At 47.5% G+C, this 22,593-nt stretch carries 22 protein-coding genes; 5 read left to right on the top strand and 17 right to left on the bottom strand.

What is annotated here, in order from left to right; all coding sequences use genetic code 11:
• Nucleotides 1-33: 33 nt before the first annotated feature.
• The gene (aspA, locus tag ACAN55_RS00555; protein WP_379126704.1) at nt 34-1,461 is read right to left on the bottom strand and encodes an aspartate ammonia-lyase; all 1,428 of its coding nucleotides are present in this window, start codon (nt 1,459-1,461) and stop codon (nt 34-36) included.
• Nucleotides 1,462-1,824: 363 nt separating this feature from the next.
• Here aspA and kduI point away from each other — a divergent pair, with 363 nt between their 5' ends.
• From kduI to kduD, 3 genes are all read left to right on the top strand, one after another.
• Nucleotides 1,825-2,658 (top strand): 5-dehydro-4-deoxy-D-glucuronate isomerase, encoded by an 834-nt coding sequence (gene kduI / locus ACAN55_RS00550; protein ID WP_379126702.1) that lies wholly within the window; start codon nt 1,825-1,827, stop codon nt 2,656-2,658.
• A 35-nt stretch (nt 2,659-2,693) separates the two neighbouring features.
• Nucleotides 2,694-3,449 (top strand): DeoR/GlpR family DNA-binding transcription regulator, encoded by a 756-nt coding sequence (locus tag ACAN55_RS00545; protein ID WP_379126699.1) that lies wholly within the window; start codon nt 2,694-2,696, stop codon nt 3,447-3,449.
• Between the two features lie 61 nt (nt 3,450-3,510).
• Entirely contained in the window at nt 3,511-4,266 is a 756-nt protein-coding gene (kduD, locus tag ACAN55_RS00540) for a 2-dehydro-3-deoxy-D-gluconate 5-dehydrogenase KduD (RefSeq protein WP_379126697.1), read from the top strand.
• Nucleotides 4,267-4,400: 134 nt separating this feature from the next.
• Here kduD and ACAN55_RS00535 read toward each other — a convergent pair whose 3' ends face one another.
• Nucleotides 4,401-6,473, bottom strand: coding sequence for a beta-galactosidase (locus ACAN55_RS00535; protein ID WP_379126695.1), 2,073 nt, complete (start codon nt 6,471-6,473; stop codon nt 4,401-4,403).
• 213 nt (nt 6,474-6,686) lie between these two features.
• Here ACAN55_RS00535 and ACAN55_RS00530 point away from each other — a divergent pair, with 213 nt between their 5' ends.
• Nucleotides 6,687-7,529 carry an AraC family transcriptional regulator gene (locus ACAN55_RS00530; protein WP_379126693.1) on the top strand — a complete coding sequence of 281 codons (843 nt, stop codon included), beginning with the start codon at nt 6,687-6,689 and terminating at the stop codon, nt 7,527-7,529.
• Between the two features lie 151 nt (nt 7,530-7,680).
• Here ACAN55_RS00530 and ACAN55_RS00525 read toward each other — a convergent pair whose 3' ends face one another.
• Complete coding sequence (locus tag ACAN55_RS00525; RefSeq protein ID WP_379126691.1) at nt 7,681-8,577, bottom strand: LysR family transcriptional regulator; 897 nt, start codon at nt 8,575-8,577, stop codon at nt 7,681-7,683.
• A 235-nt stretch (nt 8,578-8,812) separates the two neighbouring features.
• Between ACAN55_RS00525 and dapA the strand changes: the two genes are divergently transcribed.
• Nucleotides 8,813-9,706 carry a 4-hydroxy-tetrahydrodipicolinate synthase gene (gene dapA, locus ACAN55_RS00520; protein ID WP_379126689.1) on the top strand — a complete coding sequence of 298 codons (894 nt, stop codon included), beginning with the start codon at nt 8,813-8,815 and terminating at the stop codon, nt 9,704-9,706.
• Nucleotides 9,707-10,031: 325 nt separating this feature from the next.
• Here dapA and ACAN55_RS00515 read toward each other — a convergent pair whose 3' ends face one another.
• The 14 genes from ACAN55_RS00515 to ACAN55_RS00450 all read right to left on the bottom strand — a co-directional run bounded on the left by ACAN55_RS00515 (nt 10,032) and on the right by ACAN55_RS00450 (nt 22,449).
• A complete protein-coding gene (locus tag ACAN55_RS00515) occupies nt 10,032-10,346 on the bottom strand; it encodes a hypothetical protein (protein ID WP_379126687.1) in 315 nt (104 codons plus the stop codon).
• Nucleotides 10,347-10,580: 234 nt separating this feature from the next.
• Nucleotides 10,581-11,153: a phosphate propanoyltransferase gene (locus tag ACAN55_RS00510; RefSeq protein WP_379126685.1), complete on the bottom strand. Its 573-nt coding sequence runs from the start codon at nt 11,151-11,153 to the stop codon at nt 10,581-10,583.
• Nucleotides 11,154-11,281: 128 nt separating this feature from the next.
• Entirely contained in the window at nt 11,282-12,247 is a 966-nt protein-coding gene (locus ACAN55_RS00505; RefSeq protein ID WP_379126683.1) for a dipeptidase, read from the bottom strand.
• Between the two features lie 161 nt (nt 12,248-12,408).
• Entirely contained in the window at nt 12,409-12,669 is a 261-nt protein-coding gene (locus ACAN55_RS00500) for a stage V sporulation protein S (protein WP_019910496.1), read from the bottom strand.
• Nucleotides 12,670-12,865: 196 nt separating this feature from the next.
• Complete coding sequence (locus tag ACAN55_RS00495; RefSeq protein ID WP_379127527.1) at nt 12,866-13,660, bottom strand: TIGR00282 family metallophosphoesterase; 795 nt, start codon at nt 13,658-13,660, stop codon at nt 12,866-12,868.
• Between the two features lie 84 nt (nt 13,661-13,744).
• The gene (gene rny / locus ACAN55_RS00490; RefSeq protein WP_379126678.1) at nt 13,745-15,286 is read right to left on the bottom strand and encodes a ribonuclease Y; all 1,542 of its coding nucleotides are present in this window, start codon (nt 15,284-15,286) and stop codon (nt 13,745-13,747) included.
• A 325-nt stretch (nt 15,287-15,611) separates the two neighbouring features.
• On the bottom strand, nt 15,612-16,319 hold the full coding sequence (locus ACAN55_RS00485) for a regulatory protein RecX (RefSeq protein WP_379127524.1): 708 nt from the start codon (nt 16,317-16,319) through the stop codon (nt 15,612-15,614).
• 108 nt (nt 16,320-16,427) lie between these two features.
• Nucleotides 16,428-17,489, bottom strand: a complete 1,062-nt coding sequence (recA, locus tag ACAN55_RS00480; RefSeq protein ID WP_379126676.1) for a recombinase RecA — start codon at nt 17,487-17,489, stop codon at nt 16,428-16,430.
• A 265-nt stretch (nt 17,490-17,754) separates the two neighbouring features.
• Entirely contained in the window at nt 17,755-19,032 is a 1,278-nt protein-coding gene (locus ACAN55_RS00475; protein ID WP_379126674.1) for a competence/damage-inducible protein A, read from the bottom strand.
• 37 nt (nt 19,033-19,069) lie between these two features.
• On the bottom strand, nt 19,070-19,657 hold the full coding sequence (gene pgsA / locus ACAN55_RS00470) for a CDP-diacylglycerol--glycerol-3-phosphate 3-phosphatidyltransferase (protein WP_379126672.1): 588 nt from the start codon (nt 19,655-19,657) through the stop codon (nt 19,070-19,072).
• A gap of 86 nt (nt 19,658-19,743) precedes the next feature.
• Nucleotides 19,744-20,235 (bottom strand): YajQ family cyclic di-GMP-binding protein, encoded by a 492-nt coding sequence (locus ACAN55_RS00465; protein ID WP_379126670.1) that lies wholly within the window; start codon nt 20,233-20,235, stop codon nt 19,744-19,746.
• A gap of 166 nt (nt 20,236-20,401) precedes the next feature.
• Nucleotides 20,402-20,563, bottom strand: a complete 162-nt coding sequence (locus tag ACAN55_RS00460) for a hypothetical protein (protein ID WP_379126668.1) — start codon at nt 20,561-20,563, stop codon at nt 20,402-20,404.
• 88 nt (nt 20,564-20,651) lie between these two features.
• Nucleotides 20,652-21,629, bottom strand: coding sequence for a helix-turn-helix domain-containing protein (locus tag ACAN55_RS00455; RefSeq protein WP_379126666.1), 978 nt, complete (start codon nt 21,627-21,629; stop codon nt 20,652-20,654).
• Nucleotides 21,630-21,681: 52 nt separating this feature from the next.
• Nucleotides 21,682-22,449 (bottom strand): DUF3388 domain-containing protein, encoded by a 768-nt coding sequence (locus ACAN55_RS00450; protein ID WP_379126664.1) that lies wholly within the window; start codon nt 22,447-22,449, stop codon nt 21,682-21,684.
• Between the last annotated feature and the right edge of the window lie 144 nt (nt 22,450-22,593).

Genomic DNA, 22,593 nt, shown 5'->3' with positions numbered 1-22,593 from the left:
AGATGCAATTTCCGCTCCAGCCTTTTGGATACATTATTCCCTACTCAGCAGTGATGCTCCGGCAATACCGGGATGTGTCATTTCGTACGGATCGAGAATAATGCTCAGTTCTTCCTCGGTTAGCACATTATACTTTAAACAGAGCGCCCGGACCGATTCTCCGGTCAATATCGCCTCTCGCGCAATCCGTGATACCACTTCATATCCCAAGTGCGGATTAACGGCTGTAATGATACCCACGCTGCGTTCTACTTCCTGCGCCAGCTTCTCCTTGTTCGCCTCGATACCCGCAAGGCAGTACTCCGTGAACACCTTAAAGGCATTGTTCATGATACTAATCGACTGAATAAGATTGAACACCAGCACGGGCTCCATCACGTTGAGTTCAAGCTGTCCGGCCTGCGAAGCCAGGCAGATCGTATGATCATTGCCGATGACCTGAAAGGCTACCTGATTAATGACTTCCGCCATAACCGGATTCACCTTACCCGGCATGATGGACGAACCGGGCTGACGGGCGGGAAGCGTAATCTCATTAAAACCCGAACGAGGGCCGGAAGCCATGAGCCGCAAATCGTTCGCGATTTTGGACATGTTCATCATACATACCTTGAGTGCTGCGGACACTTCCGTGTAGGCATCGGTATTCTGCGTCGCATCTACCAGATGATCAGCAGTGACCAGCGGCAGTTCGCTGAGCTCGGCCAAATATTTCACAACAAGTTCAATATAGCGGGGATCAGCATTCAGCCCTGTTCCGACTGCGGTCGCTCCCATATTGACTTCATATAAATGCTGGCGGCAAGCCTCAATCCGTTTGATGTCCCGCTCCAGCACCCTGCTGTATGCCTCAAACTCCTGTCCAAGACGGATCGGCACAGCATCCTGCAGATGGGTGCGGCCCATTTTGATAACCGGATCAAATTCTACGGCTTTAGCAGCGAATACCCCGTGCATCGTCCGCATGGTCACTAGCAGCTGGTTCACCAGTGAAAGTGTGGCAATGTGGATCGCCGTCGGAAATGCATCGTTAGTGGACTGCGCCATATTGACATGGGAGTTCGGGCTTAAGTGCTTGTAATCCCCTTTAGACTGTCCGAGCAGTTCCAGCCCACGGTTCGCAATAACTTCGTTTGCATTCATATTAAGTGAAGTTCCTGCACCGCCCTGGATAGGATCTACAATAAATTGATCATTCCATTTGCCCTCGATAATCTCTGAGGCGGCCTGCACAATCACTTCACCAAGCCCTTTATAAAGCCTGCCTATATCCATATTGGCCAAAGCGGCCGCTTTTTTCACAATACCCATGGCTTTGATCAATTCATGATGCACCCGGTAGCCCGTAATCGGAAAATTCTCCACCGCACGTAGTGTCTGAATCCCGTAATAGGCGTTTATTTCGACCTGCTTACTGCCGAGGAAGTCTTTCTCTATACGATATTCTGTCTCTGACATCATTCATTCCCCCCACAACAGTTATCGTTTTGATAATAGAGTAACCGCTTTCGAAGTTGTCCCTAAGATCTGCTAGAAGTTTGTCCTTTTGGGCTCGCGGTGTCACTATATCTCTATAATAAACCTTTTGACCAGTAGAGTTATAGAGGAAATACTAAACAGAATCATTTACCCCCTCTCTAACCTACTCAGCCCTCTATTCCCCATTCTCATCGCACTCCCATAACATACACATGACAACACTACAAACCACCATGTAAACCAAATTAAACGTACTAAAAAAGATTATCACTTGTTAAATGAACGTAAATGGAGTAAATTGTACTTATACAAACCACCTTAGTATAAAAGGAGATTGAATATTTCATGGAAAGACGTTTTGCTTCCCATCCAAACGAAGTCAAACAATTCGATACTGCGCGCTTGCGCAAGGAATTCCACATTCCGGTGATTTTCGCTGCGGATGAACTGAAGCTTGTTCTGACCCACGAAGACCGCATGATCGTCGGCGGCGCACATCCTGTAACAAAGGACGTTGTTCTGACCACCGATCTTAAAGAGCTGGGTGTTTCCTACTTCCTGGAACGCCGTGAGCTGGGTGTTATCAATGTTGGCGGCAAAGGAACTGTGCTCGTAGACGGAACTGAATATGAAATCGACACCAAAGAATGCCTGTACGTAGGACAAGGCGCGAAGGACGTTATTTTCAAAAGCGCAGACAGCGCAAAACCGGCTAAATTCTACCTGAATTCCGCTCCTGCACACCATTCCTACCCTACTACCAAAACAACTCTGGCTGAATCCGAATCCGGTGCTATGGGCGGAACGGAGAATGCAAATGAACGTACAATCCACCGCTTTATTCATACTAATGGCGTTCAAAGCGCGCAGCTTGTTATGGGCATGACCCAGCTTAAGCCGGGCAGCATGTGGAACACGATGCCTTCCCACACTCACCCGCGCCGCATGGAGGCTTACTTCTATTTCGATCTTCCGGAAGATCAGGCGGTATTCCACCTGATGGGCGAGCCTACAGAAACCCGTCATATTGTAATGCATAACGAGCAAGCCGTTATTTCTCCAAGCTGGTCCATCCACAGCGGTGTAGGTACACACAACTATACCTTCATCTGGAGCATGGCCGGAGACAACAAACGTTATGATGATATGGACGCACTCTCCATAAAAGAATTACAATAGAGGGAAATTTCTCTTTCGGAAAGATGAGGACAGCCATGAACCCTATACGACGCCACGAGATGATTATGGAAGTTATGCTGAACCAAAAAGATGTAACGGTCAATGAGCTGAGCGAAAAGCTCCAGGTAACGGGAAAAACGATCCGCGAAGATCTCAGCAAGCTGGAGGAGCAAGGTCTGCTCGTCCGAGTGCACGGAGGAGCCGTGCTCGCGCAAAGCGACCAGTTCGGCATACTGCCTTCCAAAGCACCGCTGGTTAAATATTCGGATGAAAAAACGGAGATTGCTCTGCGCGCACTTTCTCATATTGAACAGGATGACATCGTGGCATTGGACGGCGGCAGTACGACGCTGGAGATCGCCCGCAGACTGGATAATATGTCCCTAACCGTAGTAACCAATGACGTATACATCATCAGCGAGCTTGCACCTAAGGATAATATCCGTCTCGTCGTGCCCGGGGGCTACCGTGTCCGCAACATGCTTGCAGGGCAGGAAGCTGTCTCTTATGTAAAAAGTCTTAATATACAAAAAGCTTTTCTGTCGGCTACCGCAGTAAATATAGAACAAGGACTCTCTATCTACACCGGGGACTTCATCGAATATAAGCAAGCGCTTGTCTCCACAGCGCGGAAGGTGTATGCCGTTGTGGATCATCACAAATTTGGTCATACCGCGCTGCGCACGTTCGCTTCACTGCAGGAAGTAGACGTGCTGCTAACAGACAGCGGCCTCCCTGCCGAGACTGTGGAACAGTTCCGAAGTGCAGGCGTCAACATTGAATGCGGGTAATTCAAAACACACTTAAGCCTTACAAAATACACATCGTGCATACAGAAGGAGAGAATATTAAATGTCATCTTTATTCAGCTTAAAAGGTAAAACAGCCATCGTAACCGGTGCTGGTCAAGGTCTTGGACAAGGGATCGCATTGGCTTTTGCAGAAGCAGGCGCAGATGTGATCTCCGCATCCCTGTTCTCCAGCGAAGAAACCGTTGCTGCCGCTGAAGCTTTCGGCGTTAAAGCACTTAGCCTCGAATGCGACCTAAGCGATCACAGTACACTTCAAGGCATGTTCGACAAAGCGGTTGAGTTTACCGGTAAAGTGGATATCCTCGTTAACTGCGCGGGTATGATCCGCCGTACTCCAGCTAAAGACCACAGCGAAAAAGACTGGTTCGACGTTATCAACCTAAACCAAAACACTGTATTCCTGTTGTCCCAAATCGCCGGCCGTCACATGCTGGAAAGGGGCTCCGGTAAAATCATCAACATCTGCTCTATGCTCTCCTACCAAGGCGGAATCAATGTACCTGGATACACTGCAAGTAAGCATGCTGTAGCAGGTCTTACTAAAGCTTTTGCCAATGAGTGGGCTGGTTCCGGTCTGAATATCAATGCAATTGCTCCTGGATACATGGCTACTGAAAATACAGCTCCGATCCGTGCTGATCAGAAGCGTTCCGATTCTATCCTGGATCGTATTCCTGCAGGACGTTGGGGTACGCCTGAAGATCTTAAAGGACCTGCTGTCTTCCTGGCATCTGCCGCTTCCGATTACCTGAACGGCCATATCCTGAACGTTGATGGCGGATGGTTGGCTAGATAATAGTAGTCCGGTTAAGTTTTCCTTATTAAAGGCGTCCTATGGGACGCCTTCTTTTTTATTTCCTCCCCCTTCCATCCCAAAAAAAGAGAGAACCCGCAGCTGCACGCAGGTTCTCTCTTATTACTCATACCATTCTAGATATGCTCTCGCTTCAGTATCAACAGTCCGTTCACAGGCAGGGTTACTGTCCCCGCTACTTCTTGTCCGGACTCCAGATCGGTATAGCTGTGTTTATCCAGCTCAACGTTCTGCTCTATCCCGCTGAAGTTCTGCACAAAGATATAGTCAAACTCTCCGTTTGTACGTAACTGTGCCGTTACACCTTGAGGTAATTCACTCGCCAGCGTGCGGCGAATGCCAGCTTTGGCTGTAATTGCTGCATATAACCCTACATAAAATGCCGAATCTTTCACCCGCACAGCCAAGTGGTAAGCACGACCTTCACCGAGGCGGTTTAACGTCAGTGCCGGACGGCCGGCATAAAAATCATTCCGGTAATGTCCCAGTGCCTCCGCACCCTCCAGATGGATTAATTCAGCAATCTCATGGGCATCGAAATCTCCTGTCAGTTGAAGTGCATTACCACCCGACATCACAAGCCCATTCATATCACGGCTGTGCAACCCCTCCGTCTCCTCTGCCCAAATGCCCAGAGTTCTGCGCAGCGGTCCAGGAAATCCTCCCAAATGACAAAGATCTGTCTCACCCACCACACCAGACCAGTAAGTCGCCAGGAAATTACCGCCCTGCTCGACATAGTTCTCAATCCGCTTGCCATTCTCTTCACTGATCAGATACAGCATCGGAGCGATAACCAGCTTATAGTCCGATAAGTCATCACCCGATCCGATGATGTCCACCGGAATCCCCAGCTCCCATAGAGCACGGTAATGTTCCAATACCGTTTCTTCGTATTTCAGCCCGGAATTACGGATACCCTGAGCATCCTTGATCGCCCAGCGGTTGTCCCAGTCGTAGATAATAGCTGTCTGCACAGGTGTAGATGTACCCACTACCTCAGTCAAGCCTGCCAACGTCTTGCCTACTTCAGCCACATCGCGGAAGACGCGGGTTTCCGCATGTCCACTATGATCAATCACCGCACCATGGAATTTCTCACTGGAGCCGCGGCTTTTGCGCCACTGGAAGTACTGCACCGAATCTGAACCATGTGCAACCGCTTGAAGTGACGACAGTTTATGCATTCCGGGACGCTTCAGCTTGCTGACGGACTGCCAGTTGGTGAGTGATGGCGTGCTTTCCATAAGCAGAAATGGCTTCTTTTTAAATGTGCGGAACATATCATGATGCATCGCTGTCCAAGCTGCAAGCCGGGAATCGTCGCCATCCTCGGTATATCCCCAATCCGGGTAAGCGTCCCATGATACCACATCCAGGATGTCTGCCAGCTTACGGTAATCAATACCGTCGATCATATGCATGTTCGTTGTGATCGGCAGACCCCGGTTATATCCGCGGACTGCTTCCATCTCATGGCGGCAGAAATCAATCGTCTGCTCACTCACGAACCGTCTCCAATCCAGGTTAAGCCCGTGAACCTGTGTTTCGCCATGAGGTGCAGGAGATTCAACCTGATCCCATGAGGTGTAGGTATGACTCCAGAAAGTTGCCCACCACGCATGGTTCAACTCATCTAGGCTATTATTATATTTTTCCTTCAACCAAGCCTTAAAAGCATCTTGGCAATAACCGCAGTGACATTCCCCGCCGAACTCATTGGAAATATGCCAGCCGATAACCGCCGGGTGATGGGCATAACGCTCAGCCAGCTTCGCATTAATAATGGCAGTCTTCTCGCGGTATACAGGGGAAGTGAAGCAATGGTTGTGGCGGACACCATGAAGATTACGCACACGATTCTTCTCTACCCGCAGTACCTCAGGGTATTTCTCCGACATCCAGGCCGGACGGGCTCCGCTTGGGGTCGCCAGGAAGGCAAAGATGCCATTCTCTGCAAAAGAGTCCAGTACGCCATCAAGCCAGTCGAATGTGAAGACACCTTCCTCCGGCTCCAGGGACACCCAGGAGAAGATCCCGACCGACATCACATTACAGCCAGCCAGCTTCATCAACCGGATGTCCTCTTTCAGCACTTCCGGATATCGGAGCCATTGCTCAGGATTATAGTCGGCGCCATGTAGCATGACTGGAACTTTGCTGCTGACTGCTGGAAATTGAATACTCATTACTATTGCTCATCCTCTCAATCTACGCGTCTGGATTTGAATGGGACTTTTCTCTTATTATGTCCATCGATATTTGTTGTCCAGATCGGATATTATAATTTATACTAGTTATAATATAAGATATAACGTTTATATATGTAGGATTTTAATAGCAACTGAATAGCACAAAATGAATATGAGGTGAATGCCATCCTTCCCTTCTCACTTATTGAAATGCCGCGCGATATCGACAGCTACCCTGTATATCCGTATTCCGTCGGACGGCACGTCCAGTATCATCACGTACGTCCGGCTGGTTTTCCCGTGCATCAGATCTTTCTTATCCGCAGCGGCAGCGGATTATTCCGTGATCTGGAGAGCGGTACCGACAATATACTTGAACCGGGAATGGCCTTTTCTTTTCCGCCGGACCGGGGTCATGAATATTATCCTCTGTCACATGAGCCCTGGCATGTGGGCTTTGTCGGATTAAGCGGAAGTTCTTGTCATGATTTTCTTGAACGCGCCGGTATGCTCCCCTCCTCCCCTTTTCATCCTGTCTCCTTTGAAGAATGCTGGAGTGAGATAGGCAACCTCTGGCATGGAGCTAACCCTCAGCCTGCGGTACGCCATGATGAAGAATCCATGCAGGGGCTTTCAGTGATGCTGTACAAGCTGCTCCTGATGCTTCGCATACCGAGCCAGTCTCCAGGTACAATGAATAAGCCCCGCTCCGGAGAAATCCGTGGCGGGGCTTTACAGAAAGCCGTAGAGCTTATTAATGGGCATTTTACCGAGCCACTCCTGATCTCAAATCTCGCCAGTGCGGTCGGTTATTCTGTCCAGCATTTCCAGCGGCTGTTCCTTCAGGAGTACGGTATTACCCCGCATCAATATTTGCAGGATCTTCGCCTTGAACGCGCCTTACAGATACTTACGGAGAACACTGCCATTCCGATCCAGGACATTGCCGCCAACCTCGGCATGGAGACGAATTATTTCATCCGCATCTTCCGTAAGACTTACGGCTGCACTCCCGGCGTAATGAGGAGACGACTTCACGGGCAGGACAGCTGAGCTGAGGGCGATAAACTTCTATTAATTTTATTGTCACTCATCATCACCGCTATTATATCTAAGCATGTTCTTTGTATAGATTTGCCTCATCTCTTTGCACGACAAAATAAGCCCTTACTGATCACCGGTCAATAAGGGCTTCTACTGCTATTTAGATTACCGGAATGCCCGCGATCGCATCCTCCTGAAGCATTTGAATCAAATATTGCAGCGGTTGAGATTTCCACTTTTTCGGATGAATCAGCAGTTGCAGGTCGAAATGGATCTCCGGATGAATAAATGGCAACTCGGTCAGATTTCCCCGGCTAATTTCTTCCTGGGCAACAATCTTGGGCAGCAGAGCAATACCCAGTCCGTTCATCACACAACGTTTGATTGCCTCCAGGTTCGACAGCTCGAAGCCGATCCGGTAGATAATGCCATGCTCTTTTAATAAATTCTCAAACAGACTCCGGTAAATGCAGCTTTCCTCCGAGACGATAAATTCGCAGTTATTGAGATCCAGCATCTCCACTTTCTCACGGCTGGCCAGCGGGTGGTCGCCCGGAGCGATCAGAACAAGCGGCTCCTCACGGATAATCGTGCGGTTCAGCGAGGAATCAGCCAGGCTACGGTCCAACATCAGACCAATATCCACTTCCCCTTCTTTTATCTTCGCCACCAAATTCGCTTCCTTATCAGTCTGCAAATGTATATTTAGTCCGGGGAACCGGGTTCTCAGCTGCTGTAGAAAAGGCGGCAAGTAATAGGCAGCCAGTGAATCAATCGTTCCGATGGTCAGCGTTCCGCCGATTTGCTGGGCGATCGTCTCTTTAGAACGGTCGTACAGATCCAGAATCTCCACACAAAGCTTCAGGAGCTCTTCACCCGGGGGAGTAAGCCGCAGTTGCCGTCCATGCCTTTCCAGGAGCGGAACACCATATTCCTTCTCTAGCTTCTGGATCTGCATCGTTACACTGGACTGAGCATACCCCAATTCTTCAGCCGCACGGGTGAAGCTTTGTTTTTTGGCCACTTCATAGAAGGTCCGCAAATAGGTCATATCCATAGGATCACCCTGACATCAATAATTTTGATGAAGCATATCATTTATTATAGCTAACACCGATGGCAATTTCCATGCTAAAGTAAAGTTAATAGCAAGATGAATCGACATCTCAGGAAGCCACTACAGATCATACACAGCTCGAAACATATAAATACGGTTCTAAGTAGTAACGGCTGCGCAGTCCTTGTAAGCAGATCCTTATATTTTATTACAATAAGTTGGAGGACGATTACTCATGCTGACAGAGCAACAGATTTATGGTGTCTATGTACCCGTTGTAACCCCGTTCAATGCAGCAGGCGAAGTCGACTTGAATTCGTACCAGTCTTATGTGCAGAAAATTATCGCTCACCGGATTCAGGGTCTCGTCGTGAATGGCACTACTGGAGAATCCCCGACGGTAACCACCGACGAGCTGCAGGTTCTCGTGAAGGCATCCCAAGAGCTTTTGAAATCCACGTCCATCCCACTCGTAGTTGGCACAGGAACCAACGACACAGCTTCTACTGTCAGACGGACAGAACTTGCTGCTAATCTTGGGGTCGATGCTGTGCTCGTGGTCGTACCTTACTACAGCCGTCCGTCTCAGGAAGGCATTATTGCTCACTTCCGTAAAGCTGCTGAGGTAGGCGTTCCTATTATTGCTTATGATATCCCGGGGCGTGCCGGTGTTGGCATGACTGTAGATACCGCCCGTACCATCCTGGAGCTAGATAATGTGGTAGGCCTGAAGGATTGCTCGGGCAGCCCTAAGCTGACCACAGAGCTGACACAGCTTGGCTCAAAGCCGATTCTGTGCGGAGATGACCTCAAGTTCTTCGACATGCTTGACTGCGGAGCCGCTGGAGGCATGCTGGCTTCAGCCAATGTACAGCCGGCAGAATTCATCCAGATCTATGATGCCTATCGTTCAGGACAAACAGAGATTGCGAAAATGGCGTTTGAACAGCTTATTCCCTTTATCCAGCTACTGTTCAAGGAATCCAATCCTGCACCGATCAAATGGGTACTGAGCGAAAGCGGCACTATCGCTTCCGATACTCTGCGCCTGCCTATGACGTCCATTAGCCCGGCGTTACAGCAGGAGTTGAGCAAGTACCTCTCCACTTATGGACTTCTTCCCGCGTAAAATAAAGACCGCCCTCTCAGTCAACGACTGAACAGGGCGGTCTTCTTTGTATCTTTTAGCTGTATTGTTACATCATTATCTTCTCAACGACGCTTCATATCTCCGGATGTACTCTTCTATGCTGATCTTTCTGCTGGCCCGGTGATCAATTCTTCCACGGATTGCACTTTATTCTCCATACTCACCCCTCCTGATTCCAGTATACCAAATGACTTTAACATGACAAAAAAAGAGAGACCTGCATTAGGCCCTCCCTTCACGATTATTCATATAATACTGCACCAACCGATAACCACTTATCGGCAGATGCCCTATATCTGTAATCTTATTGCTCTCTTACGACCACTTTGAAGACATTATCCAAAGTTCCAGTACCCATTCTTTTCTTCAGTGGAACTTTAACATCTCTGCCCAGTTCTCTGAAAAAATGATTGATATCACATTTCACATTACTCAGGTTCATGTTCAATGCGCCATCTGCAACGATGTCTGTATTCACTTCTGCCGGCACCTTGAAATCAACGGAATACTTTTTAGTTAATGTATTAGTGTAGCGGGTGAACACCTCAATCAGTTCATCATTCGTAAACTTTTCAATGGCTGCTTTACCCTTTGGCGTAAAACTTAAGTTAATATTCATATTCGTTTCCTCTTTTCCCTGTAACCATTATTTTGTGAAGCTGATTGAACGGACATGGTTCTCTACAAGAAAAGATCATACTTATTCAAGAGGAAATGATGCACCGCTCACAAGAAACGGCCTCTTGTACACTTATCATACCACGTTTTCATGCAAAACTTGATACATTCATTTATTTTTAATAAAAAAACGGAGGATTTCTCCTCCGTCTCCGATATTTCCTTGTATTATAGACTAATCGATAATTTCAGCAGTATCTCCGTTATTGGCACCTGCAGCGTTAGCTTCGTCCGTGTCAATGTGCATGTCCAGCGCAAAACTATCAGCCACACGTGCGATCACGTTCTCAAGTACAAGACCGCGTTCGCCACCCAGGCGTACTTTTAGAAGCTGCTTGTCGGAAATGCCCCAAGCTTCAGCTTCAGAGGTATGAAAGTGAATGTGACGGGCTGCAATGATAACACCTTTGTCCAATTCAACTTCGCCATGCGGGCCTTTAAGCGTAATGCCTGGAGTACCTTCTATGCTTCCGGATTCACGAACTGGTGCTTTAACACCCAGAGCGAATGCATCCGTGCGGGATACTTCAAGTTGGGATGCCGGACGGGCAGGTCCCAGAATTCTTACCTTTTCAAATTTACCTTTAGTACCAATGACCGCTACTTGCTCATTTGCGGCGAATTGTCCTGGTTGGGAAAGCGGTTTGAATTCAGTCAGCTGGTAGCCAGCTCCAAACAGCGCCTCCACATGCTCCTGCGTTAGGTGAATATGTCGGGCCGACACACCTACGGGTACAGTCTTACTCATTGTAAGTCAACTCCTCGTATTTTCTCTATTATCTGTACAAGCATTAAACATTATACAACTTATTCTTCCAAAATATAATGGAACCTCACTACATATTTTCGACAATTCGACAATTTGGAACAAGATTGTCACCCTTTTGTTGCATGAGACGGCAAATGGTTTACTAAATAAGAAATTGCATTACCGTGCAACCAACCGTTGACGATTTCTTCCGGAAAATGCTTGAGAAGCTGTTCCGCAAACTCCGGATAACAACCTGGATGTTCCAGACCTTTGACCTTGATGTCAATTCCGTCAAAATCAGAACCAAACATAATGTGGCGTTCTCCACCCAGACTGCAGACATGCTCCAGATGTTTTAGCAGATCACCTGTACCAGCTTCACCCGACTCATTAACGAACCATGGGTAGAAGGTTAGGCCCATTAACCCGTCCATTTCAATGATGGCACGAATTTGTTCGTCCCTTAGATTGCGCGGGTGTCTGCATACGGCTGCAGCATTAGAATGCGAAGCAATAAACGGTCTGGTGCTGAGTTCTGCCAGCTCCCAAAACCCCGCCTCGGACAAATGAGATACATCCAGCAGCATGCCACTGGCATTGCACCACTCCACCAGCTTGCGGCCTTTCTCCGTGAATCCACCGTTTCGCCGTTCTAGTACCCCGTCTGCCGCCCAGTTGGCATAGTTCCATGTAATCCCCATAAAGCGTACACCAAGCTCGAAGATCAGCTGTGCATACAGCAAATTGCCCTCCAGACCTTCTACGCCCTCCAGAGAGAGCATTCCCCACTTCCGGCTATCATTATCTAAGTTTGCCGCTTCCTCCTTCCACCGGAGCCACTGTAGTCCTCCCACCCTCTCTACTTCGGTATGGAATCGATCGATTTGTCCGATTATATCTTCGAAGCGGGGGCTACCTCTATGAGCCGACAGATAGATTGCAAACGTCTGCAGCAGGATTCCTCCGGCATCCATTCGTTCCGCGGTAACATCCAGCCGGTGATCATTCAGGAAGACAAGATCCGGCAACTCCTGCATCTTGCTTAAGGCATCACAATGAAAATCGACAATTTTTTGAGATACTGCTTTCACTAGAGTCCCCCTTTAGGTAAATCATATTGATAAAGCTGCAGTTCATTCAGAGGTATGTATCCATGATTCCGCTATTCTTACTTATATGCGCAAAAAGAAACGGAATGCCTTTCCATGAAGGAAAAGCCCCCGTTTCTTTGAGAGTTTAACTTATATAAAAATTATCTAGGTTCGACGATCAGTTTAATGGCCGTCCGGTCTTCTCCATCAATGACAATATCAGTGAAGGCGGGAATGCAGATCAAATCGACACCGCTCGGTGCAACAAATCCCCGGGCAATCGCAACAGCTTTAACCGCTTGGTTCAAGGCTCCGGCTCCAATAGCTTGAAGTTCGGCTGATCCACGTTCGCGAAGAACACCTGCCAATGCACCGGCGACGGAATTCGGATTGGATTTAGCTGATACTTTTAATACATCCATTATAAGTACCTCCCCTGGGAAAAATGATGGTGTTCTTCCACTACAGTAGATGTTATTCGAGAGAAAAGAATTAATTCCTTCTTTTTACGAAGCATTCTGCAGAAAATAATCCAAAAGATCCACTTTTTCGATATAATAAATATCACATTTTACCCAAGTTTGAATAATTTGTCCGATTTCCGGTTATCCGTCTCCTTTAACTCATCACCCATTCATCTTCACGCAGACGAATCTTCTCCAGACGGGTCGCCGCACCGGTATCTTCATCCAGTTCCGCATATAAACCGTGCAGCTGCCATTTGCCTTCATCCACCACGAAGCGTGCCGGGAGCTGGGTCGTGAATTTATAAAGCACCGCATCTTTCTCCATACCCAAAATCCCTTCTCTTGAACCAACCATACCAGCATCCGTCAAATATGCAGTTCCGCCAGGAAGTATTACATCGTCGTTACTTTGTACATGGGTATGTGTTCCGACTACAATGGAAGCCCGTCCATCCATGAAATATCCCATAGCGATCTTCTCTGACGTAGCTTCGGCATGGAAATCCACGAGAATACACTTATGCTTCTCACGCAGCTCTTCAACAATGGATTCCCCTATACGGAAAGGGCAGTCGATGGCCGGCAGAAAGGTACGTCCCTGCAGATTAACAATCGCCAGTTGCTTGCCATTACCTTTCACAACCGTGTAACCCCGTCCTGGAGTATCCGGCGGAAAATTAGCTGGACGAATGATCCGCGGCTCATCATCAATAAATTCAAAGATATCCCGGTTATCCCAGGTATGGTTGCCCATAGTTATACCATGAACTCCCCAATTAAAGAATTCATTGGCAATAGCAGAAGTAATCCCTCTTCCCGCCGCAGCATTTTCACCATTCACAATAATAATATGTGGCTGATATTTGCTTTTTAGAGAAGGCAGCATTTCACGCAGCGCCTTTCTTCCGGTATTGCCTACAATATCACCGATAAATAATACTTTGATCATATTCTCCTCCTTACAAAAGCTTAAATGGGTCTGCATAATGAAAAGTGGCACCTCTTTAAAGGCGCCACTTCTCATTATTGCCTATTTAGCGTATTCAACCGCTCGGGTCTCACGAATAACGGTAACTTTGATATGTCCCGGATAATCCAGTTCATTCTCAATGGTCTTCGTAATGTCGCGTGCTAGACGGAAAGCTTCGGCATCGTCAATCTTATCAGGCTGCACCATAACACGAACCTCGCGGCCTGCTTGGATGGCATAGGATTTCTCCACACCTTCGAACGATTCGGATATTTCCTCCAGCTTCTCCAGACGCTTGATATACGTTTCAAGTGTTTCCCGTCTCGCTCCTGGTCTTGCAGCCGACAATGCGTCAGCAGCTCCAACCAGCATTGCGATAACCGAGGTAGCTTCACAGTCTCCGTGGTGAGACGCGATACTATTAAGCACAACAGGATGCTCTTTATATTTCCTTGCCAGCTCAGCACCGATTTCAACGTGTGATCCTTCCACTTCATGATCCAGCGCTTTGCCGATATCATGCAAGAGTCCTGCACGTTTTGCAAGTACGATGTCTTCCCCAAGCTCACCGGCCATAAGTCCAGTCAAATAAGCAACCTCCATGGAGTGCTTCAATACGTTTTGACCGTAGCTCGTACGGAATTTCAGACGTCCCAGAATCTTGATTAAATCCGGATGTAATCCGTGAACACCAACCTCAAAGGTTGCCTGTTCGCCGTATTCCCGAATCCGTTCATCCACTTCTTTACGGGATTTCTCCACCATTTCTTCAATACGTGCCGGATGAATACGTCCATCAGCAACCAATTTCTCGAGTGCTGTGCGGGCGACTTCACGGCGGATGGGATCAAATCCCGACAGAATAACCGCTTCCGGTGTATCATCGATAATAAGGTCAATACCCGTTAGAGTCTCCAGTGCACGGATATTTCGGCCTTCACGACCGATAATCCGTCCCTTCATCTCTTCATTCGGCAATGTTACTACAGATACCGTAGTTTCCGCCACATGATCAGCTGCGCAGCGTTGAATGGCAAGAGTTATAATTTCACGGGCTTTCTTATCCGCCTCTTCCTTCGCCTGTTGCTCGATTTCCTTAATCATCTGTGCGGTTTCATGGCGAACTTCCTGCTCTACATTACTTAAAATAATGCTTCTTGCGTCCTCAATGCTAAGATTGGAAATACGCTCCAGCTCAGCGACTTGATTTTTGTAAATGACGTCAATTTGCTGTTGGGTTTCATCAATACGTTTCTCTTTGTTAGCTACTTGTTCTTCTTTTCGCTCAAGCGATTCCATCTTTTTATCCAGCGATTCTTCCTTTTGCAGCAAACGTCTTTCTTGCCGTTGAATTTCATTACGACGTTCACGCGTTTCTTTGTCAGCTTCGCTACGGATTCTATGGACTTCGTCCTTAGCCTCCAATACCGTTTCCTTCTTCTGCGCTTCCGCCTCTTTCTTCGCGTTCTCCACGATTACTAAGGCTTCTTGCTCCGCGCTGGAAATTTTAGCTTCTGCAAGGGACTTCCGAATAAAATACCCGAACCAAAAGAATAATGCAGCCACAACGAGAACGATGATGATCCAGATCGCAATATGCATCTGTTCACCTCCTCGTTGATTAAGTTCTCCAGGATATCCCTGGGGTTGTGCAGTTGTAAAACTACCGCTTCTCACCAAACACAAAACCGGTAATTTCACCGAATGGTCTGCACATGCTGCACATGCACACTTCCGCCTTTACGGCGATTACTTTTCATATGAGATAATACTCGAGTCGGTGTCAAACTCTTTTTGGGAAGTAAAAAGAATTTAGACTCATGCCGATTCATGTTATATTTTATTATTTATAAAAAGACATTGTCAAGAGAGTCGATATGAAGCCTAAAGTCAAGAGAATCAATCCGGGTCGTACAATTCTTCCTCATCACCCTTGAAAATTCTCCTCCTGAAGCAAAATTTGCAGTACCTGACGCACCATTTCACCTGAATATCCGCGCCGCATCAGATAGGCACCTGTCTTTCTTCTTTTGTCCGGAACCTCGCCCCGGATCAGTTGCCATTTCTTGCGGGCCAGATGCAGTGCACTCTCTTTCTCCTGATCAGGACTGATCTGTTCAAGCGCTTCAGTGATTAATGATTTGTCGATCCCCTTCTCACGCAGCTCCTGGCGGATCCACATCTTCCCCTTGCGTTGATTGGTAATTCTCTGCTCCGCCCACTGCATCGCATAGGCCGGATCGTCGATATACTTCTCCTGCTGCAGCCGCTGAAGGGTTTCTTCTATAATAGTCTCCCCGATTTCCTTCTGCCGTAAACGGCGTTTCATTTCCAGTACCGTTCTGGGTTTAAGTCCCAGATACCGCAGCCCTTCGACATATGCCCGCTGGCGTTCGTCCGCAAGCACAATGGACTCCAGATCAGACTTCATAAATCGGCTTCCTGTGGTCATCATATATTTAATCATTACATCTTCATGAACGGTCATTATATGCGGACCGAAATGAATAGTGTATCTGTGATCCCGTTTCTTCTGCCGCTCTACTCTGGTGATCTCCAGCGGCTCATGTTCAGGAAATCCGGCAAGAATGTCTTCTTCCTGCTTATCTTCTCCAAATTCTGAATCCAGTTGTATAACCATCTCAGTGCATCACCTCGCTGCAAGCCTTACCATATTAAAAGCTCTATATTGAATGAAAGACGCCCTGACATGATCATGCACAGGGCGTCCAGACATTTGTAATTATTCGATTTCTAAAAGTGCTTCTTCTTCCGCTTTCTCAGCTTCAAGCTCCGATGCGCTTGGCGCAGCCACCAGAGTGCTTAGATTGCTTGCTTCACGGATCTTATTCTCGATCACTAACGAAATTTCCGGATGCTCTTTCAGGAACTGCTTCGCATTCTCGCGTCCTTGACCCAAACGCTCACCTTCGTAAGAGTACCAAGCTCCGCTCTTGTTCACGATATCCATTTCTGTACCGATATCAACAAGACTGCCTTCTTTGGAAATTCCTTCACCGTACATAATATCTACATCCGCTTGTTTGAACGGAGGAGCCACTTTATTCTTCACTACTTTAATCTTGGTGCGGTTACCAACCACATCATTACCCATCTTGATACTTTCAACACGGCGAACATCCAGCCGTACAGAAGAATAGAATTTCAGCGCGCGTCCACCCGGCGTTGTCTCCGGATTACCGAACATCACACCGATCTTCTCACGAAGTTGGTTAATGAAAATTGCGATTGTATTCGATTTATTAATCGCTCCTGAGAGCTTCCGAAGAGCCTGGGACATCAGACGGGCCTGTAGGCCGACGTGAGAGTCTCCCATGTCACCTTCAATCTCTGCTTTAGGAACCAATGCTGCTACAGAGTCAACAACAATGATATCTACCGCTCCGCTGCGGACCAGAGCTTCGGCAATTTCAAGCGCCTGCTCACCGGTATCCGGCTGCGAAAGAAGGAGTTCATCAATATTAACACCAAGAGCCTTAGCATATTTAGGATCCAGAGCATGCTCCGCATCGATAAAAGCAGCTTGTCCTCCGGCTTTCTGTACCTCAGCGATAGCGTGCAAAGCAACCGTTGTTTTACCGGAAGATTCCGGTCCGTATACTTCAATAATCCGTCCCTTAGGGAACCCGCCTATACCTAGCGCTATATCCAATGCCAAAGCTCCGCTCGGTACAACTTCCACCTGCATATGAGAGGATTCTCCCAGCTTCATGATTGAGCCTTTACCATATTGTTTCTCTATTTGACGAAGCGCCATCTCCAGCGCTGCACGACGATCTGACAATCAGATCACTTCCTTCACTGTTTATATTTATTATAATACCGTGTTTTGGAGGTCTTGCCAAGCTTTTTTTCGAACATACATTCGTTTTTTTTGCCATACACTTCTGCTATCCCTTTTATTGTAAACCTCCTCTCCCCACAGATACAACTAAATATTCAGATCATACGTTCCCATTAAAAAAAGAAGAACCGCGGCAATGAAATCTCAATGCCACGGTTCTTCCGCATAAAACTATTATATTCACTTTAGCAATTCATTGCAAATCTTAACCGTTAGACAGCGAATTCATCCGACGCTGCTCCAGTCTACGCCAGAGGCGATACAGCAATGCTTTGACAGAGCGCAGCCGGATGTTCTCACGCGTTCCCTGTAAATGAAGCTCGAACACCTCCGTCGGCTGGCCCCGTTCGGCGATCCCGATAAAGACAAGTCCCGCCGGTTTGCGTTCGGAATAGCCTGGACCAGCTACCCCGGTAACCGATAATCCGAAATCTGCGTCAGCCATCATCCGGACCTGTTCCGCAAGTACCTCTGCCACCTCGCGGCTAACAGCTCCCGGAGCGTCATTTCCTTCCAGCATGGCTGATGGCACATGAAGTAGCTTCTTTTTCATCTCATTGGAGTAACAGACAACTCCACCGTGGAACATACTCGAGCTGCCCGGGATACTCGTTATCGTCTCCATCAGGAGCCCTCCGGTACAGCTCTCCGCGCAGCTCAGCGTCAATCCGGCGTCAGTCATCCAGTCAACAATCAGCTTCTCCAGAGGAACATCCACGCTGGCATACATATGCTCAGGAAGAATGCTCCGAATTTCTTCTTCCAGAATGCTGAGCCTTTCCATGGCTTCATGCTCCGTAGCAGCCTTGGTGGAGATCCGTACGGTGACTTCTCCTTCTTTGGCATAAGGCGCGATCGTAGGGTCTGTCTGATTACGGATAAGATCGATCAGCTTATCCTCCAATAGCGATTCGCCAATTCCGGCGAATTTAAGCATTTTGGAGTACAGGGGCATTTCACCTGTCAGTGCATGCTGCAAAAGCCAAGGCTTCGCTTTGTCTATAAACATCGGCTTCATTTCCCGCGGAGGTCCGGGAAGCACGATATAATATTTATCCTCATGCGCAAGCGCAAGACCCACAGCCAGTCCGGTTTCATTCGGCAGAGGAGTAGTCCCATCAATAATAAGAGCCTGCTTGCGGTTATTTTCGGTCATGAACATACCGCGTTCGTCAAAAAAACGTTGGACATGATCCATGGCCAGTGTATCCATATGTAAGTTTCTTCCCAGTGTTGCAGCAAGGCCTTCTTTCGTCAGATCATCTTCGGTCGGACCTATCCCGCCTGTAAACAAAATGAGATCTGCACGGCTCTTCGCGATTTCAATGGCCTGCTGTAGGCGCATACGGTTATCACCAACCACCGTCTGGAAATACACATCGATTCCCATAGCAGCAAGCTCCACCGATAAAAATTGGGCGTTACTGTTAACGATTTGGCCGAGCAGCAGCTCTGTACCGACCGCAATAATTTCCGCTTTCATAGCTGCGCCTCCGATTTTAGAGAATATTTAGCCATGATTAGGCATTGTTAAGCTGAAGCAAATCCTTATTCTTGACAAAGTAATCCACACCCGAGTAGAGTGTCACAATTGCAGCCGCCCAGATCGCAATCTCATCCAGAGGAATATCAATAAATTCGAACGGGAAATTGTTCAGCAACAGCAGCGATATGGCTACAATCTGGATAACCGTCTTGATCTTACCCCATTGGCTGGCTGCAACCACTTTACCTTCGAGCAGAGCGACCTGGCGCAGCCCGGTTACGGCGAACTCACGACTGATAATGACCACTGCGATCCATGACTCGCATCTGCCCATTTGTACAAGAGAAATCAGCACAGCCGATACAAGCAGCTTGTCAGCAAGCGGATCAAGCAATTTGCCAAGGTTAGTGACCATGTTATACTTACGCGCGATATATCCGTCTATTCCATCGGTGCTTGCGGCAAGCAGAAAGATAACCGCGGCAGCGAGATGGTTAACGGATAACTGGAACGAACCCCAATGAATAGGTTCCGGATAAAAGCTGAAATTCCCCAGTAGAAAAAACATCATAATAGGAATGAGACAAATACGTGCTAGTGTAATTCGGTTGGGCAAGTTCACAGAAGTTCCTCCCTGACAAGTTATTCATAACAGAAAGCACCCCGCAATAGTTAGTGCTGCAACCAGCACTGCGGGGCACAAGAACCTTACTTTAGATTGTTAAACTGCAAATCCAGCGGTAAATCAGCCTTGCGCAAAAGCTGGATAATTTGCTGAAGATCATCACGGCTTTTACCGGTCACCCTAATGGTATCGCCCTGGATTTGGCTTTTCACTTTAAGTTTGGAATCACGGATCAGGATATTGATTTTCTTGGCATTCTCCTGATCGATTCCTTGCTTCAGACCCAGCCGCTGGCGTACAGTTCCCAGAGAAGCAGGTTCGATTTTACCGAAATCAAGGTTCTTCAGCGTAATGCCCCGTTTCACCATCTTGGTCTGCAAAATGTCAATGACTGCGTTCAGCTTATATTCATCTTCTGAAGCAATGATCAATGCGTCCTTTTCCAGCTTCAGGCTGCTTTTGCTCCCTTTAAAATCAAAACGGTTCTCGATTTCCCTCTCGGTCTGGTGAACCGCATTAGTCAGCTCCTGCATATCCATCTTAGATACGATATCGAATGAACTTTCCGAACTCATTAATCCACGTCCTTTTCCAACATTTATTCTTTTCCTATTATATGAGAAAGAGGCCCGCAAGTCTAATTCTGCAAGAAGAAAAAGGAAACCCCTTTATTTTCAAATAAAAAGGCACAAAAACACGTCTCCCCGAGATACCTTCATCATCAGGGAGACGTCAGACAAGCTATCTGCTTCGGGCAGGGCTCCGGAACATGTCCAGAATCCCGAGCACAATATGTGCCAGACCGAAGCCGAGAATTCCATATCCCCAGGCACTCGGCGTAAGATAATAGCCGAGGAGACTGACGATAATACCTAGGACCGTAACAATCCAACTGACAGTCATTGAAATACACACACCTCACTTTGGCGTAAGAACTGTAATTCATTCTTAGGTTATCCAAAAAATGAGAGTCTATTCTCCAATGAGATTATTATTCACTAGTAATACTGCCTTCTGTTGTTGGCTGCTCCTCAGTACCCCCTGTACCTGTTGGATCATTGCCTTCCATACCCGTCGTTTCATCGCTGCTGGTCGTGCCGTCATTAAGCTTCAGAAGAATCCGCGAGGTCGTTTTACCGTCTGTAACAGTCTGCCCGTTAACCATAATTGTCGTTGCGGTCGAATTACCTGATTTAATATAGATACCTTCAGTTCCCAATGTGAAGACCTTATTATCACCGGCAGCCGTGTTCCCGTAAGAGAGCTTCTCTCCGCTGGAGTCTTCACCTTTATAAACCTCAAGCCAGCTTACACCCGTTGCATTGATTGTTACTTCAACAGTACCAGGTGATGCTGTCACATCAAAAATCGTCGTTTTGCCCGATTTATGACCCTCGCTGAGCGTAAAGGCCAACGCAGTAGGAGACGGAGATGGCTCAGGTGTCACTTCTGATGTGGGTTGACTGGTATTCTCCCCCGCAGCCGGGGAAGATGGGGATGGTGCCCCGGGTGCCGTGTCCGGATTCTGCTGAGCATCCGTTACCTTCGTCGAGTCTACCTGAGTATTATTTGAATCCGACTTGCCATAATCCGATGCGTACATATAGATAACTACCAGTATCAGCACTGGAAAAACCCACATCAGCAACGTAGGAAGCCATTTAGCATTTCTTTCGGTCTCCGGCCTGCGGCTGCGTTTCTGGATTACACTTTCCATTGTTGATTCTTCTTTTGGAGCTACGGTTGCACTTCCGTGTTCCTGTAGCAATTCATCCGGGTTCACACCGACTGCTTCAGCATATGTTTTGATAAATGCCCGCACATAAAAACTTCCTGGGAGTACTTTGTAGTCCCCCGTTTCGATGGCTTCTAAATATTTCTTGCGAATCTTCGTAACTTCCTGGACATCATCAAGGCTCATTCCCTTTTGCAGGCGAGCCTCCTTTAAATGCCGGCCCAGTTCCGACATACCATCACCTCCTGAACATTTAACTTACAGTTATGCAATTGCCCAGATATTTTTATAAATCATCACTGTAGCTGGTTGTAAAACTTTCGTACAAGATTTCTTCAGTCGGATTGTTGCGCAGCTCGATAATAATATCAAAATCATCATAGCTGTATTCGGATTCGCGCACAAAAATATCCGGATGCTCGATCACCTTCGTGCTCGGCATGGACATAATGTTCTGCAGTAGACTGTAGTGCTTCTCATTCGAGCGGATTGTGCTGACGATTCCGTCGATTATAAATACATTATGAGGATTCAATTCATCTTCGGCAAGTTGACTGCGGACGGTCTGGCGGAGCAGTGTAGAGGACACAAAGGTCCAGCGTTTCATGGCGCATACACTACCTGCGATAATGGACTCCGTCTTGCCGACACGTGGCATTCCGCGAAGTCCGATGACCTGATTCCCCTCTCGCTTGAACAGCTCTCCCAGAAAATCCACCAGAAGCCCCAGCTCATCACGGGTAAAACGGAAAGTCTTACGGTCATCGGAATCCCGGTCAATATACCTGCCATGTCGAACGGCCAGCTTGTCTACCAGTCTTGGTGTCCGTAGCGCTGTAACCGTAATATTATCAACCTTTTTGAGCATTTCGCCCATCAGCTTAATTTTTTCATCATCGTTGGTTTCCAGCAGCATGCCACGGGTTTTACCTTCCACTCCGTTGATCGTCAATATGTTGACTTCGAGCATGCCCAGCATAGAGGCGATGTCACCAAGCAGGCCGGGTCTATTCTTATGTATCTTGTATTCCATGTACCATTGTTTATATTCCACTTGTGCACCTCGTTGTTTCCTTTTTCCCACACCTTCGATAAATGTCAAGATCCGACAAATGTACTAGATTACATGGGTCATGTTAATGATATATAAAAAAAAATTGAATGGCAAGGTTAGTCTCTATAATTCCTGAAGAATAAA

Source organism: Paenibacillus oryziterrae (assembly GCF_042610485.1).
Lineage (GTDB): Bacteria > Bacillota > Bacilli > Paenibacillales > Paenibacillaceae > Paenibacillus_AQ.
The sequence above is the reverse complement of the archived record's forward strand: the minus strand, read 5'-3'. Positions and strand labels throughout refer to the sequence as shown.

What these genes read in the sequence shown, in the direction of transcription:
- aspA (WP_379126704.1), bottom strand. Translation starts at nt 1,461, where the DNA reads ATGATGTCAGAGACAGAATATCGTATAGAGAAAGACTTCCTCGGCAGT.
- kduI (WP_379126702.1), top strand. Translation starts at nt 1,825, where the DNA reads ATGGAAAGACGTTTTGCTTCCCATCCAAACGAAGTCAAACAATTCGAT.
- ACAN55_RS00545 (WP_379126699.1), top strand. Translation starts at nt 2,694, where the DNA reads ATGAACCCTATACGACGCCACGAGATGATTATGGAAGTTATGCTGAAC.
- kduD (WP_379126697.1), top strand. Translation starts at nt 3,511, where the DNA reads ATGTCATCTTTATTCAGCTTAAAAGGTAAAACAGCCATCGTAACCGGT.
- ACAN55_RS00535 (WP_379126695.1), bottom strand. Translation starts at nt 6,473, where the DNA reads ATGAGTATTCAATTTCCAGCAGTCAGCAGCAAAGTTCCAGTCATGCTA.
- ACAN55_RS00530 (WP_379126693.1), top strand. Translation starts at nt 6,687, where the DNA reads ATGCCGCGCGATATCGACAGCTACCCTGTATATCCGTATTCCGTCGGA.
- ACAN55_RS00525 (WP_379126691.1), bottom strand. Translation starts at nt 8,577, where the DNA reads ATGGATATGACCTATTTGCGGACCTTCTATGAAGTGGCCAAAAAACAA.
- dapA (WP_379126689.1), top strand. Translation starts at nt 8,813, where the DNA reads ATGCTGACAGAGCAACAGATTTATGGTGTCTATGTACCCGTTGTAACC.
- ACAN55_RS00515 (WP_379126687.1), bottom strand. Translation starts at nt 10,346, where the DNA reads ATGAATATTAACTTAAGTTTTACGCCAAAGGGTAAAGCAGCCATTGAA.
- ACAN55_RS00510 (WP_379126685.1), bottom strand. Translation starts at nt 11,153, where the DNA reads ATGAGTAAGACTGTACCCGTAGGTGTGTCGGCCCGACATATTCACCTA.
- ACAN55_RS00500 (WP_019910496.1), bottom strand. Translation starts at nt 12,669, where the DNA reads ATGGATGTATTAAAAGTATCAGCTAAATCCAATCCGAATTCCGTCGCC.
- rny (WP_379126678.1), bottom strand. Translation starts at nt 15,286, where the DNA reads ATGCATATTGCGATCTGGATCATCATCGTTCTCGTTGTGGCTGCATTA.
- ACAN55_RS00475 (WP_379126674.1), bottom strand. Translation starts at nt 19,032, where the DNA reads ATGAAAGCGGAAATTATTGCGGTCGGTACAGAGCTGCTGCTCGGCCAA.
- ACAN55_RS00465 (WP_379126670.1), bottom strand. Translation starts at nt 20,235, where the DNA reads ATGAGTTCGGAAAGTTCATTCGATATCGTATCTAAGATGGATATGCAG.
- ACAN55_RS00460 (WP_379126668.1), bottom strand. Translation starts at nt 20,563, where the DNA reads ATGACTGTCAGTTGGATTGTTACGGTCCTAGGTATTATCGTCAGTCTC.
- ACAN55_RS00455 (WP_379126666.1), bottom strand. Translation starts at nt 21,629, where the DNA reads ATGTCGGAACTGGGCCGGCATTTAAAGGAGGCTCGCCTGCAAAAGGGA.